The 14,258-nt window shown below is 66.7% G+C and carries 13 protein-coding genes; 10 read left to right on the forward strand and 3 right to left on the reverse strand.

Annotation, left to right across the window (positions count from 1 at the left end; all coding sequences use genetic code 11):
* Nucleotides 1-3: 3 nt before the first annotated feature.
* From ACRYLO_RS18030 to ACRYLO_RS18040, 3 genes are all read right to left on the reverse strand, one after another.
* On the reverse strand, nucleotides 4-426 hold the full coding sequence (locus tag ACRYLO_RS18030) for a hypothetical protein (protein WP_482661435.1): 423 nt from the start codon (nucleotides 424-426) through the stop codon (nucleotides 4-6).
* Nucleotides 416-625: a helix-turn-helix transcriptional regulator gene (locus tag ACRYLO_RS18035; RefSeq protein ID WP_294016370.1), complete on the reverse strand. Its 210-nt coding sequence runs from the start codon at nucleotides 623-625 to the stop codon at nucleotides 416-418. The genes ACRYLO_RS18030 and ACRYLO_RS18035 overlap by 11 nt, the downstream gene beginning before the upstream one ends.
* Nucleotides 626-693: 68 nt before the next feature.
* Nucleotides 694-2,217, reverse strand: a complete 1,524-nt coding sequence (locus ACRYLO_RS18040) for a sodium:solute symporter (protein ID WP_482661775.1) — start codon at nucleotides 2,215-2,217, stop codon at nucleotides 694-696.
* Between the two features lie 101 nt (nucleotides 2,218-2,318).
* Between ACRYLO_RS18040 and ku the strand changes: the two genes are divergently transcribed.
* The 10 genes from ku to aroC all read left to right on the forward strand — a co-directional run bounded on the left by ku (nucleotide 2,319) and on the right by aroC (nucleotide 14,185).
* On the forward strand, nucleotides 2,319-3,209 hold the full coding sequence (ku, locus tag ACRYLO_RS18045) for a non-homologous end joining protein Ku (protein WP_482661436.1): 891 nt from the start codon (nucleotides 2,319-2,321) through the stop codon (nucleotides 3,207-3,209).
* Nucleotides 3,210-3,354: 145 nt separating this feature from the next.
* On the forward strand, nucleotides 3,355-5,826 hold the full coding sequence (ligD, locus tag ACRYLO_RS18050; RefSeq protein WP_482661437.1) for a DNA ligase D: 2,472 nt from the start codon (nucleotides 3,355-3,357) through the stop codon (nucleotides 5,824-5,826).
* 72 nt (nucleotides 5,827-5,898) lie between these two features.
* Complete coding sequence (locus ACRYLO_RS18055; protein ID WP_482661438.1) at nucleotides 5,899-8,379, forward strand: circularly permuted type 2 ATP-grasp protein; 2,481 nt, start codon at nucleotides 5,899-5,901, stop codon at nucleotides 8,377-8,379.
* The gene (locus ACRYLO_RS18060; RefSeq protein ID WP_482661439.1) at nucleotides 8,379-9,266 is read left to right on the forward strand and encodes a transglutaminase family protein; all 888 of its coding nucleotides are present in this window, start codon (nucleotides 8,379-8,381) and stop codon (nucleotides 9,264-9,266) included. Before ACRYLO_RS18055 ends, ACRYLO_RS18060 begins: the two co-directional genes overlap by 1 nt.
* Before the next feature lie 70 nt (nucleotides 9,267-9,336).
* The gene (locus ACRYLO_RS18065) at nucleotides 9,337-10,281 is read left to right on the forward strand and encodes a DnaJ C-terminal domain-containing protein (protein WP_482661440.1); all 945 of its coding nucleotides are present in this window, start codon (nucleotides 9,337-9,339) and stop codon (nucleotides 10,279-10,281) included.
* 9 nt (nucleotides 10,282-10,290) lie between these two features.
* Nucleotides 10,291-11,232, forward strand: coding sequence for a YihY/virulence factor BrkB family protein (locus tag ACRYLO_RS18070; protein WP_482661441.1), 942 nt, complete (start codon nucleotides 10,291-10,293; stop codon nucleotides 11,230-11,232).
* The gene (gene fabI, locus ACRYLO_RS18075) at nucleotides 11,229-12,032 is read left to right on the forward strand and encodes an enoyl-ACP reductase FabI (protein WP_294016358.1); all 804 of its coding nucleotides are present in this window, start codon (nucleotides 11,229-11,231) and stop codon (nucleotides 12,030-12,032) included. Before ACRYLO_RS18070 ends, fabI begins: the two co-directional genes overlap by 4 nt.
* Nucleotides 12,033-12,097: 65 nt before the next feature.
* Complete coding sequence (locus tag ACRYLO_RS18080; RefSeq protein WP_482661442.1) at nucleotides 12,098-12,523, forward strand: endonuclease domain-containing protein; 426 nt, start codon at nucleotides 12,098-12,100, stop codon at nucleotides 12,521-12,523.
* Nucleotides 12,520-13,050 (forward strand): GNAT family N-acetyltransferase, encoded by a 531-nt coding sequence (locus tag ACRYLO_RS18085; protein ID WP_482661443.1) that lies wholly within the window; start codon nucleotides 12,520-12,522, stop codon nucleotides 13,048-13,050. Before ACRYLO_RS18080 ends, ACRYLO_RS18085 begins: the two co-directional genes overlap by 4 nt.
* 67 nt (nucleotides 13,051-13,117) lie before the next feature.
* Nucleotides 13,118-14,185, forward strand: a complete 1,068-nt coding sequence (gene aroC, locus ACRYLO_RS18090) for a chorismate synthase (protein ID WP_482661444.1) — start codon at nucleotides 13,118-13,120, stop codon at nucleotides 14,183-14,185.
* Nucleotides 14,186-14,258: the final 73 nt, after the last annotated feature.

Below are 14,258 nucleotides of genomic sequence, written 5' to 3' on the forward strand. Positions count from 1 at the left end.
AGTTCAGGGACGTAATTTCTTGTAGCCATAGGCCAGCATCATCACCACGAAGGTCGCGACGGCGAGCACTTCATGCTGGGGCTCGCGGACCAGCCCGCCACGCCACAGCAAATACCAGTTGGCATAGACGATGAAGTAGAAGTTCAGCGCGGTCGCCGACGCCCATAGATTGTCGCGCCGCTCCAGTTCATCGGTGACCCGCTGATACCGCCAGCTACCATAGACCAACGCGACCGTCGTGATCGCCGACGCGGCGATCGCCCAGGCGGCGGGGATGCCTTCGAGAAATTCGCCGCCCTCCACCTCGAACATCGCCGAGAAGAAGCCGACGACCAGGCCTGCTCCCATCAACGTGAACAGGATGATCCGCTGGCGCCGCGTGCGGGCGCGGGCTGCGGCCAGGCCGTCCTTTATCTCATTCGGCATCGTCGTGCTCCGCGTCATCGAAAATCTCCTCGATGCTCAATTCGAACAATCGGGCGATGCGAAAGGCGAGCGGAAGCGAGGGGTCGTATTTCCCCGTCTCGATCGCATTCACCGCCTGTCGCGACACGCCGAGATGGCCGCCAAGCTCCGCCTGGCTCCAATCGCGTTCGGCGCGCAATACTTTCAGGCGGTTTTTCACAGGCCGTCACTGCTCCATGACATTATGTCATCCACGGATGACTATATGTCAGGGTTGCATGACATGAGTCAAGCGGATTTTTTGCCCTTGGGAATCGCGGCGACGAGCCCTGCGGCTAGCGTCCCGATGCACAGCAGATAGGGGAAGGCGAGCGCGGTCGATCCGAAGGCAAAGGGCTGGAGCAGGAACACAGTGACAAAGCCGGTCAGCAGCGCGGCGATCACCGACGCCGTGTTCCCCCGCGTCGTGAATAGCGCGACGGCATAGACGCCGAGCAGACCGGCATAGGCGAACGCCATCACCGACAGCACGAATTCGAGCAGCGGCATGTCGCTATGCTTCTGCCAGTAATAGCTCAGCACCGCGGTCGCGAACATCGCCACCGCCACCGCGACCATTCCCCAGCGTCCGGCATGGACATAATGCCGATCCTCCGCCCCGCCACGCGCCTCGCGCCACGGGCGATAGAAATCGCTGACCAGCACCGACGACATCGAATTGAGCGCTGAGGTGACGGTCGACACCGCTGCGGCGATCACTCCGATCGTCACCAGCCCGCGCAGCCCGGGAGGCAGCTGGGTCAGGATATAATGGACGAACACCGTGATCTTCTCGCCCGCGAAATTCGCCGAGACGCTGTTGGTGGCCCCCATGATGTCGGGCCGGTCGTAGAAGATGTGCAGCATCAGTCCGATCGTCACGAAGATCGCGATGATCGGCACGCTGCCGAGCGCCGACATGATCAGGCTGCGTGCGCCGGTCTTCGCATCGGGGCTGGCCAGCAGCCGCTGGGTGGTATCCTGATCGAGCCCCGCGCTGGCGGTGTTGAGCAGGAACAGCCCGGTCACTGCGGCGAGCAGCGTGAACGGCTTGGACAGATCGGTCGACAGATCGAACAGCCGCAGCTTGTTGGTGCCATCCGGCGCATTGCGCAGCGCATCGATCAGGCCTGCGTTGTCGAGCGGGATCGCGGCGCGCAGAAAGATCAGCACGGCCACCGCTGCACCGGCATAGACGATGAACTGGACGAAATCGTTCCAGATCACCGACTTGAGCCCCCCGCGCAGCGTGAAGGCGAGGCTGGCGACCATCACCGCCGCCGCCGACAGCACGATCGATCCCGCATCGATGGCGTTGAACCCGACCATCGCAATCGCGATCGCGGCGAGATACACGCGCGCACCACCCGACAGGATGCGCCCCGCCAGATACATGCCGCCCGCCCAACGCATCGCCCGCGCGTCATAGCGCGTCTCGAGCAGCTCATAGACCGTGGCGACACGCAGCGCGTAAAAGCGTGGGATCAGTACATGCGCGACGAAGAACGCCGCCAGCACCGCCCCCACCACTGCGCCCAAATAGCTGTAATCGCTGCGATACCCATAATCCGGGGCGCCCAGAAAGGTCGCGGCGGATTGCTGCGTCGCCAGCACCGACACCGCGGCCAGCCATGCCGGCACGCTGTTCCCGGCGAGGAAATAATCCCCCGCATTGCGCGTCTCGACCCGGTTGAAATGCCAGGACAGCCCGGCCAGCACGGCAAGGTAAAGCCCGACCACCAGCCAGTCGAGCGCGGCGAAATGCTGCATCATCGGCAATGTGTAGCAGAGGTCTTTCCAAGGTCACGCGGCAAGTTGCGGAACGACTCCCCGCTTCAAGCTTTGAATCGGCTTCGCAACAATAAGGATGTCCGATGGCAGCGCGCGCATATTGGCAGGGGCAGATTCGTCTCGCGCTGGTCTCGATCCCGGTCGAAATCTACAGCGCGACCAAATCCGGCGCGCAGGTGGCGTTCCATCAGGTCCACGAACCCTCAGGCAAGCGGATCAAGTACGAAAAGGTCGTCCCCGGCCTCGGCGCGATCGACACCGATGAGATCATGAAGGGGTTCGAGGTCGAAAAGGGCGAATATGTCCTGCTCGACCAGGACGAGATCGACGCGGTGAAGCTCGAATCGAAGAAGACGCTGGAGCTGACCCAGTTCGTCGACGCGCATGAGATCGACGTGCTCTATTATGAAAAGCCCTATTTCGTCGTCCCCGCCGACGACCTTGCCGAAGAAGCGTTCGTCGTGCTGCGTGAGGCACTCAAGCGCACGAAAAAGGTCGGGCTCGGTCAGCTCGCGATGCGTGGGCGCGAATATGTGGTGAGCCTGAAGCCGTGCGGGCGTGGCATGGTGCTGGAAACGCTGCGCTACGCCGATGAGGTGCACAAGGCGCAGGGCTATTTCCGGGACATCCCCGATGCCGAGCCGGACGCGGATCTGCTGGGCCTCGCCGAATCGCTGATCGAGAAGAAGTCGGCGAAATTCGATCCCGCCACATTCCACGACCGCTATGTCGACGCGCTCAAGGGGCTGATCGAACGCAAGCAGAAGCAGAAGGGCAAGCGCAAGATCATCGACGACGACAAGGATGGCGGCGCAGACCCGCGCGGCGGCAATGTCGTCGACCTGATGGCGGCGCTCAAGAAGAGCCTCGAAAAGCCCGGCGCGGCGAAGAAGGCACCCGCCGAAAAAGCTCCGGCAAAGAAACCCGCCGCGAAGAAGCCGGCCGCGAAAGCACCGGCGAGGAAGCGCGCATGATTCCCCTCCCGCTTGCGGGCGGGGCTAGGGGAGGGGCTGTTCGTGGCCTCTTTCCCCAACGCCCAGCGGTGACAGGCCCTCCCCCGACCCCTCCCGCCAGCGGGAGGGGGGAAGAAGAGGCCGCATCCAAAAGCTGGAGGGGAGTATGACCAAACCCGATCCGCTCGAACGCTACAACGCGATGCGCGACTTCGCGAAGACGGCGGAGCCGCGCGGCGCGATCGCGAAGGGCGAAGGGCGGACCTTCATGGTCCAGAAGCATGACGCGACGCGCCTCCATTGGGATTTCCGGCTGGAAGTGGACGGCGTGCTCAAAAGCTGGGCGGTAACGCGCGGCCCCAGCCTCGACCCCGGTGAAAAACGCCTCGCGGTGCGAACCGAAGACCATCCGATGTCGTACGCGACGTTCGAGGGCACAATTCCCAAGGGTGAATATGGCGGCGGCACGGTCATGCTGTGGGATCGCGGAACATGGGCGCCGGTCCCGGGCAAGAGCGCGAAGGATCTGGACAAGGGCCATCTCCACTTCACCCTCGAAGGCGAGCGGATGAAGGGCGACTGGCTGCTGATCCGCCTCAAGCCACGCGGCAAGGAAAAGCGCGAAAACTGGCTGCTGCGCAAGATCGACGATGCCCATGCCGGCGCGACCGACGCGCTGGTCGAGACGGGCCTGACCAGCGTCGCCACCGGCCGCACGATGCAGGAGATTGCGGAGGGCAAAAAGCCGTCGCCCCGGCGCAGGCCGGGGCCGCCATCGTCTAGCGCGAAGGGCAAGAGCGCGAGCGCCCCCCGCCCACGCCGGGGCGACGCCAAGCCCCCCGCCTTCCGCCCACCCCAACTGGCCACGCTGGTCGACTCCGTCCCCGCCGGCAATGGCTGGCTGCACGAGATGAAATATGACGGCTATCGCGCACTGGTCGCGATCGGAAAGGGTGGGCCACGCGTCTACACGCGCAGCGGGCTGGACTGGACCGACAAGTTCACCGGCATTGCTGAGGCCGCTGCGACGCTCCCCGCCGCATCCGCGCTGATCGATGGCGAGGTGGTCGCGTTCAAACAGGGCAAGCCCGACTTCTCGACGCTTCAGGACGCGCTGTCGAACGGCAGCGGCGACCTCGCCTTCTTTGCCTTCGACCTGCTCGAACTCGACGGCGAAGACCTGGCCGATCTGCCCCAGATCGAGCGCAAGGAGCGGCTGCGCACCCTGCTCGACGGCGCCGATCCGCGCCTGCTCTTTTCCGAACATGTGCTGGGCGCGGGCGAGAAGCTGTTCGAGGCGATGTGCCGCGAGGGGCATGAGGGCGTCATCTCGAAGCGCGCCGACGCCCCCTATCGCGGCAAGCGGACCAAGAGCTGGCTCAAGATCAAATGTACGCGGCGGCAGGAATTCGTGATCCTCGGCTGGCTGCCCAGCAGCGCGAGCGGACGCGGGCTGAAATCGCTGCTGCTCGGCGTGCACGAGGACGGCGCGCTGCGCTATGCCGGCAAGGTTGGGACCGGGTTCAACGCGACCAACTCGGCCGATCTGATGGACAAGCTCGCCCGGATCGAACGCAAGACCCCGCCCGCCGAGGTGCCGAAGGTCGCCGCACGCGGCGCACAGTGGGTCTCACCCAAGCTCGTCGCCGAAGTCGCCTTTGCGGAATTCACTGCCGAGAATGTCGTTCGGCATGCCAGCTTCATCGCGCTGCGCGATGATAAGCCTGCCGACGAGATCGTGACCGAAGCCGCCGCCCCGCCGCCGCCTGCGCCGCACAGCGACGTGAAAATCAGCAGCCGCGACCGCGTGATCTTTCCCGATTCGAAGATCACCAAGGGCGACCTCGCCGACTATTACGCCGCCGTCGCGCCGATCATGCTGCCCTGGCTCGCCCATCGCCCGATCAGCCTGGTCCGCTGCCCACAGGGCCGCGCGAAGCAGTGCTTTTTCCAGAAACATGACGCGGGCAGTTTCGGCGCGCATGTCCATCAGGTCGATATTCGCGAAAAGGACGGATCGACCGAACCCTATCTGTGGGTCGACGACGCCGATGGCGTGCGTGCCTGTGTCCAGATGGGGACGATCGAGTTTCACGGCTGGGGCAGCCGGGTGGAGGATGTCGAAAAGCCCGACCGGCTGGTGTTCGATCTCGACCCCGACGAAGGGCTCGACTTCGCCAAGGTGAAGACGGCGGCGGCGGACCTCAAACAGCATCTCGCCGATATGGGCCTGACCAGCTTTCCGATGCTGACTGGGGGCAAGGGCGTGCATGTGGTTGTACCACTGACGCCGCAGGCAGAATGGCCCGCCGCCAAATCCTTTGCCGATCGCTTCGCCCGCGCGCTGGCGCAGGCCGAACCCGAACGCTTCACCGCCAACCTCAAAAAGGCCGATCGCAAGGGCCGCATCTTCATCGATTATTTGCGCAACCAGCGCGGCAGCACGGCGGTGATGCCCTATGTCGCCCGCGCCCGCCCGGGGGCACCGGTGTCCGCGCCGGTCAGCTGGAGCGAGTTGCGCGACGCCGACAGCGCGCAGCTGTTCAGCGTGCGCGACGCCGCCCTGTTGCTGGAACGTGCAACCGGACGTGCGCTCACGGGTTGGGGTCAGGCGGATCAGATCCTGCCGGACATTTAGGCGGCTGAACCGAAAGCTTGTTGCGCGCACCGGCGCGGCCCGTCACAGAAAGACCCGCAAAGGGGGCAATGCATGGCGAGCGCGGCTGCGGATATCGGTGAAGACATGGCGGCGGTCGCGCGGCGCTGGCTGACCGACTATCGCGCGGCGACCCCGGCCACCGACATGCTCTATGCCGCCGGGCTCGACGATCCGGCGTGGAATGCCGTGCTCGAGGAGCTGGCGGAGCGCGCGGGCGACGACCTCACTGCCGCGCGCGAGCGGGCACAGCGCCATGCCGAGGATATCGGCACCGGTTTCCGCATTCCCGGCGAGGGCGAGGAACGGCCCTGGCCGCTCTCGCCGATCCCGCTGCTGATCGAAAAGGCCGAGTGGCAGGGGATTGCGGACGGCGTCGCGCAGCGCGCCGACCTGCTCGAGGCGATCCTCGCGGACAGCTATGGCCCGCAAAACCTGGTGCGCGGCGGCAGCCTGCCCGCGACCCTGCTGACCGGCAGCCCCTATTTCCTGCGTCCGATGATGGGGCTGGAGCCGCCCGGCGGCTGCCATCTCCACTTCGTCGCCTTCGACCTGTGCCGCGGACCTTCGGGGGAATGGCGCGTGCTCGCCGATCATCTGCGCGCGCCCGCCGGGGCGGGCTATGCGCTCGAAAACCGGCTCGCCATCGCGCGGATGCTCGGCGGGTTGCAGGGGCGGCTCAATATCGAGCGGCACGCGCCCTTCTTCGCCGCGTTCCGCGAAGGGATCGCCGCGCGTTGCCGCCGCAGCGACCCGCGCATCGGGCTGCTGACCCCCGGCCGCCTCAACCCCAGCTATGCCGAACAGGCGCATCTCGCGCGCTATCTCGGTTTCCTGCTGGTCGAGGGCGGCGACCTCGCGGTGCTCGACGACCGGGTCTATCTGCGCACCATTGCGGGCCTGAAGCGGGTGGATGCGCTGTGGCGCCGTGTCGATCCGCGCATGATCGACCCGCTCGCGTTCGATTCGCATTCGGCGATCGGCGTGCCCGGCCTGATCGACGCGATGGCGCAGGGGGAGGTGGTGATCGCCAATTCGCCGGGCGCCGGGATGCTGGAGGCACCCGCCTTTGCCGCGTTCCTTCCGCGCGTTTGTGCCCGCATCACCGGGGAGAGCCTCAAGCTCGCCAATATCGCCACCTGGTGGTGCGGTCAGCCGCGCGAATGCGCCGAGGTGGCGAGCGACCTCGATAATATGGTGATCGCGCCCGCGTTTGGCGTTCCGACCAATGTCCTGACCGAAGCGATGCTCGGCTCTGCCATGTCGCCCGAACAGCGCGCTGCGCTGATCGCCGATCTCGATCGCCGCCCACAGGATTATGTCGGTCAGGAAGTGGTGCGCCTGTCGACCATGCCGGTGGTCAGCGATGGTCGGCTGGAGGCGCGCCCCTTCACCCTGCGCGTGTTCGCGGCGCGCGGCGCGGATGGCCGCTGGCACGTCATGCCCGGTGGTTTCGCGCAGATCGGCGACAAGCCTGACGCGCGCGCGGCGGTGATGGGGGAGGGCAACTGGTCCGCCGATGTCGTCATCCATGGCGGCGATCCGGTCGCACCGGTCACCTTGCTCCAGCGCAGCGATTCCACCCAGTTGCGCCGCAACCCCGGCACGCTGCCCAGCCGCGTCGCCGACAATCTCTTCTGGCTCGGCCGCTATCTCGAGCGCGGCGAGGCGCGGCTCGGCGTGATCCGCGCGCTGCTCGGCCATTCGATCAGCGCCGACAGCGGCGCTGCGCTCGCTGCCGACACCGTCGGGCGGCTGGTCGGGCTGGTCGTTCAGGCGGGCGCAGCGCCGCAGCCCGACAGCCTTGGCCGCGCGCAGCTGACCCGCTTTGCCGAGGCGGCGATGGACGCCACCGATGGCTGGTACAGCGTGCGTGCGATCAACCGTCAGGCGCGCGCGATTGGTGCGGTCAGCCGCGACCGGCTGTCCGCCGACATGATCCGTCTGCTCGACGCGCCCTATCCGACGCGCGGCAGCGCGCTCGACCGCGCCGGGTCGCTGCAGCGGCGCTATTCGGCGCTCGCCGGGCTGTCGTCCGAACATATGGCCCGCACCGACGCATGGCGCTTCCACGACCTCGGCCGCCGGGTCGAGCGCGCGGTGGCAACCGTCTCCGCCCTGCTCGCGCTTGGCGATCCGCAAGCGACCAGCGACGACCTGTCGGCCTTGCTCGACCTCGCCGACAGCCAGATCAGCTATCGTCAGCGCTATCTGACCGGCATCGCCCGCGTGCCGGTGATCGACCTGATCGCGCTCGACCCCGGCAATCCACGCGGCATCGCGTTTCAGGTGGCGGCGATCGCCGCGCACCTTGAGGCGCTGCCACGCCTGTCCGATGACGGCATCGCCGAGCCGCAACAGGCGCTGGCGCGCGAACTCGCCGCGATGGTCGCGACGGCACAGGCCGCCAGTTTCGGCCGCGATCAGCTCTACGCCACCGACAACAAGCTCGCCGCGCTCTCCGCAGCCGTCGCCCGCCGCTATTTCCTCCACGGGTCGGAACCGTTGCGCGCCGCCGGGCTTGTGGTCGGCTGATGCGCTACGCCATTCGCCACGTCACCCGGTTCGACTATGCCGAGCCGGTCGGCTTCGCCCGCTGCAACTTGCGGCTGAAACCGATCCACTGGTCGGGGCAGGAACTGCACGATTACAGCCTGACGATCCTGCCCGGCGGCGACACCGCGCCCGCGCGCGCCGAGGCGGGCCTCGCCAATGTCGTGCGGCTTGTGGTGACAGAGGCGGTGCGCAGCCTGACGATCGAAAGCAGCTGTACGATCACCGTCGACCGCCCGGTGCCGATGCCCCGCTTCGACGATCCCACGCTGGCGCAGGTCGCGGCGGAGGCGCGCGCCAGCCGTGATGCGGGCCCGGCCAGCCCCGCCTCCTATCTCTTCCCCTCGCCGCTGATCCCGCTCGACCGCGACATTGCGGCGTGGTGCGCGCAGGAACTGGATCCCGAACGCGGCGCGCTCGAAGCCGCCATCGCGCTCGCCTGTCTTATCCAGAACGAGTTCGCGTTCGATCCCACCGCGACCCTGGTCGACACCCCCCCGCGTGAAGCGTTCCTGAAGCGCGGCGGGGTGTGTCAGGACTTTGCCCAGATCATGATCTCGGGCCTGCGCGCCGCCGGCCTGCCTGCCGCCTATGCCTCGGGCTATCTGCGCACGCTCCCCCCGCCTGGCCAGCCGCGTCTCGTCGGGGCCGACGCGACCCATGCCTGGGTTTTGCTGTGGTGCGGTCCCGAGCGCGGCTGGGTCGGGGTCGATCCCACCAACGGCATCTGGATGGCGAGCGACCATGTCATCATCGCGATCGGCCGCGACTATACCGACATCGCCCCGATCGACGGCATCGTGCTGGGATCGGGCGCGCAGGATATGACGGTTTCGGTGGACGTCGAGCCGCTCGATCAGCCCGCCTGACTTGCAACATCGCCCGTGCGCGCCGATGTAGCGGGCTAACACGCCGAACGATAGCCAACAGGGAAACAACGTGGCCGATCCGTATTCGACATTGGGAATCTCGCGCGGGGCCAGCGAGGATGAGGTGAAAAAGGCGTATCGCAAGCTCGCGAAAGAGCTGCATCCCGACCGCAATCAGGACAATCCCAAGGCCGCGGAGAAATTCGGCACGGTGACGCAGGCCTATGACCTGCTGATGGACAAGGACAAGCGCGCGCGCTTCGACCGGGGTGAGATCGATGGCGACGGCAATCCGACCTCGCCGTTCGGCGCCGGGTTCGGTGGCGCGCGCGGCGGACCGCAGGGCGGGTTCCGTCCGGGCGGCGCGCAGTTCGATTTCGGCGGAGGTGGCGGCGACCCCGGGTTCGAGGATATCCTTGAGGGGCTGTTCGGCGGCCGCGCCGGGGCGGGGCAGCCGGGCGGATTCTCCAGCGGCTTCGGCCGCCGCCCGCCCCCCGCCAAGGGTGCCAATGTCGCCTATCGCCTGCGCGTGCCGTTCGAGGATGCCGCCGCGCTCAAGCCGCAGCGGATCCAGCTGCGCGACGGATCGACGATCGACCTGAAACTGCCCAAGGGCGTCGAGACCGGCACCCAGATGCGCCTGGCGGGCAAGGGCGATGCCGGGCCGGGCGGCAACGGCGACGCGATCGTGACGATCGAGGTCGAACCGCACCGCTTCTTCACCCGCGACGGCGACCATATCCGCCTCGACTTGCCCGTAACGCTCAAGGAGGCGGTGGCGGGTGCCACGGTGCGCGTACCCACGCCCGAGGGGGCGGTGAACCTCAAGGTTCCGGCCGGGTCCAGTTCGGGCAAGACATTGCGCCTCAAGGATCGCGGCTTTCACGGCAAGACCGCGCGCGGCGACCTGCTCGTCACCTTGATGATCGAAATCCCCGGGGCCGACCCCAAGCTCGCCGAGTTCGTCGCCGACTGGACCGATCAGGGGAACCCCCGCGCCCGGCTGGGCGTCTGAACGGGTAACGTGACCGATCCCATCTCCCCCGAATCGCCCGAGGCGCGTCGCCACGGTTTTCACCAGCGGCTGTCGGAACTCGGCGTCACCGATCGGATGATCGTGGTTACGAAGCGGGTGGTGGTTGGGGCCTTCAATGAAGGCTTCACCCATGCCGGCAACCTTGCCTATCTCAGCCTCGTCACGCTGTTTCCCTTCTTCATCGTTGCAGCAGCGATCGCGCGGCTGTTCGGTCGCACCGGCGACGGGCTTCAGGCGGTCAGCGCTTTCCTGCAGACCGTCCCGCCAGAGGTCGCCAATCTGCTGCGCCCGGCAATTATCGAGGTGCTGGAGGGGCGTTCGGGCTCGTTGCTGTGGCTCGGCGCGCTGGTCGGGCTATGGACCACATCGGGCTTCATCGAAACGATCCGCTCGATCCTGCGTCAGGCCTATGGCATTCCTTCGGTGACGCCCTTTTGGCGGCTGAAGCTGGCGGCGATCGGCATGGTGATTGCCTCGGTCATCCTGGCGATGATGGCATTCAGCTTCCAGGTCATCCTGCTCGCCGCCGAACAGTTCATCTGGCGCTTCATCCCTGTCGCGGCGAGCACGGCGCAAATCCTGTCGATCTCGCGGATCGCCCCGGCGCTGGCGCTGTTCGCCGCGATGTATATCCTGTTCTACACGCTGACCCCGTCGCGCTACCGAAAGTCCGCCTGTCCGAAGTGGCCCGGACCCGCCTTCGTCACCGCGTGGTGGATGGGCTGCACCACCGCCCTGCCCGCAGTGATCGGCACGTTCGGCGGCTATGGCCTGACCTATGGCAGCCTCGCTGGCGTGATGGTCGCGCTCATCTTCTTCTTTCTCATCGGCTTTGGCGTCGTTATCGGCGCCGAGCTCAACGCCGCACTGGCAGAAACGCCCGATAACGGGTTAGAGAAGCCGCAAGAGGGACCGGAGGGTAAGACGTGACCGGATTGATGCAGGGAAAACGCGGGCTCATCATGGGGCTCGCCAATGATCGTTCGCTGGCATGGGGCATCGCCAAGAAGCTGCGCGAACAGGGCGCTGAGCTGGCGTTCAGCTATCAGGGCGAAGCGCTGGAGCGGCGCGTGCGCCCGCTGGCGGCGGAACTGGGCAGCGATTTCCTGATCGACTGCGACGTCAGCGACATGGCGGAGCTCGACAAGACGTTCGAGACGCTGGCGGAGCGCTGGCCGACGATCGACTTCGTCGTCCACGCCATCGGCTTTTCGGACAAGAACGAGCTGCGCGGCGGCTATGTCGACACCAGCCTCGACAATTTCCTGATGACGATGAACATCAGCGTCTATTCGTTCGTCGCGGTGGCAAAGCGCGCGAGCGCGATGATGCCGAACGGCGGATCGCTGCTGACGCTCAGCTATTACGGCGCGGAGAAGGTGATCCCGCACTACAACGTCATGGGCGTGGCCAAGGCGGCGCTGGAAACCAGCGTCCAGTATCTCGCGGTTGATCTCGGTCGCGATAATATCCGCGTCAACGCGATCAGCGCCGGTCCGATCAAGACGCTCGCCGCATCGGGCATCGGCGACTTCCGTCTGATCCTCAAGTGGAACGAACTCAACGCCCCCTTGAAGCGTAACGTGACGATCGAGGATGTCGGCGGCGCCGGCCTCTATTTGCTCTCCGACCTCGCCTCTGGCGTGACCGGCGAAACGCATCATGTCGACGCCGGCTACCACGTCATCGGCATGAAAGCCGAAGACGCCCCTGATATCGCGCTGGTGTAATCTCCCTCTCCCCTTGGGGGAGAGGGAAGGGGCCCACGCCGCAGGCGTGGGAAGGGTGAGGGTCAGTGGGAAGAACAAGCTTCTCCAGTGACGACGGCAGCGTAGCCCGCGCACGCGAGCTGCGCCGCAATCGCACCCCTGCTGAAGCGTCGCTGTGGGCCGTGCTGCGGAACCGCGGACTCGAAGGCTACAAATTCCGCTTCCAGCAACGGCTCGGCCCCTATTTTGGCGACTTCGTATGCCAGAGCGCGCGACTGGTCGTGGAAGTTGATGGTGACACGCACTACACCGAAGCGGGAACGGCGGGTGATGCCCGCCGCGACGCCTATTTGGCCCAAGAAGGATATCGGGTTGTGCGGTTCACCAACCACGAAGTGATGACCAACCTCGACGGCGTCGCCGACGCGATCCGATCGGCACTTACCCTCACCCTCCCACCGCCTGCGGCGGCGGGCCCCTCCCTCTCCCCCGAGGGGGAGAGGGGTTTATGATCGCGATCCGCCCCGCCACCGGCGGTGACGTCGCCGCGATCGACGCGCTGTTGCGGCGCAGCTTTCCTGCGGCGGATGAGGCGTTGCTGGTCCAGCGGCTGTGCATCGATGGCGACATGGTGCTGACCCTTGTCGCGGATGACGAGGAGACCGGCGCGCTCGCGGGCATGGTCGCGTTCAGCCGCATGGCGGTGGCCGTCAACGACGTGCCCCTCGCCGCCGTCGCGCTCGCGCCGGTAGCGGTGGAAGCGGCGTATCGCCAGCAGGGCGTGGCCGAGGCGCTGATCGCCGCCGGGCACCAGCATCTTGGCGATGCGGGCTATCTGCTCAGCTTCGTGCTCGGCGATCCGTCTTATTATCGCCGATTCGGCTATGCCGCCGACCTCGCGCGCGGCTTCGACTCGCCCTATGCCGGGGACTATCTGATGGCGCTGGCGCTGCAGGACGGGAAGCTGCCCTGCGGCGTGCGCGGCGTTGCCAGCCATGCCGGTGCATTCGCGGCGCTCGGAGAACAGGCACCGGCATAGCGGGCGTTGCCCGGCCCAGCGCCCTTCTTGCTTCCAAATCTCCGGCGTTTGGGCAAGGGATGACGCCATGAGCTTCAACACCTTCGGCCGCGTGCTGCGCTTCACCACCTTTGGCGAAAGCCATGGCCCCGCGATCGGTGCCGTAGTCGATGGTTGCCCGCCGCGCCTCGACCTCAGCGAAGCCGATATCCAGCCCTTCCTCGACAAGCGCCGCCCCGGCCAGTCGCGCTTCACCACCCAGCGGCAGGAGCCGGATCAGGTCCGCATCCTGTCCGGCGTGTTCGAGGGGCGGACCACCGGCACGCCGATCGGCTTGCTGATCGACAATGTCGACCAGCGCTCAAAGGATTATTCGGAGGTCGCGAGCGCCTATCGTCCCGGCCATGCCGATTACGCCTATGACGCCAAATACGGTTTTCGCGACTATCGCGGCGGCGGGCGCTCCTCGGCGCGCGAGACGGCGATGCGCGTCGCGGCGGGCGCGGTGGCACGCAAGGTGATCCCGGGAGTGACGATCACCGCTTGGGTCGAAGCAATCGGTGGCGACGCGATCAACTATACGAACTTCGACGCGGCCGAGATCGGCAACAATCCCTTCTTCTGCCCCGATCCCGACGCGGCGGCGCGCTGGGAGCAACTGGTCGATGACGCGCGCAAGGCCGGCTCGTCACTCGGCGCGGTGATCGCGTGCGAGGCGACTGGCGTTCCGGCGGGCTGGGGCGCGCCGCTCTATGCCAAGCTCGACAGCGAGCTGGCAGCTGCGATGATGAGCATCAATGCGGTCAAGGGCGTCGAGATCGGCGACGGCTTTGCGGCAGCGGCACTGTCGGGTGAGGCCAATGCCGACGCCATGCGGCCGGGCGCGAATGGCCCCGAATTCCTCGCCAATCACGCCGGCGGCATCGCGGGAGGCATCTCGACCGGCCAGCCGGTCCGCGTGCGCGTCGCGTTCAAGCCGACCAGCTCGATCCTGACTCCGGTCGAAACCATCAACCGCGACGGCGCGGCGACCGAGATCCGCACCAAGGGCCGCCACGACCCGTGCGTCGGCATTCGCGGCGTGCCCGTGGTCGAAGCGATGATGGCGCTGGTGCTCGCCGATCAGAAGCTGCTCCACCGTGCGCAATGCGGCTGATCGGCCGGCCGCTCTGCCGGCGCGGCTGAGGGGCGAGCCGGGCACCTTTGCCGATGGGCTGAGGAACCGCAGT

This window comes from Sphingomonas sp. SDUR79 (genome assembly GCF_056821745.1).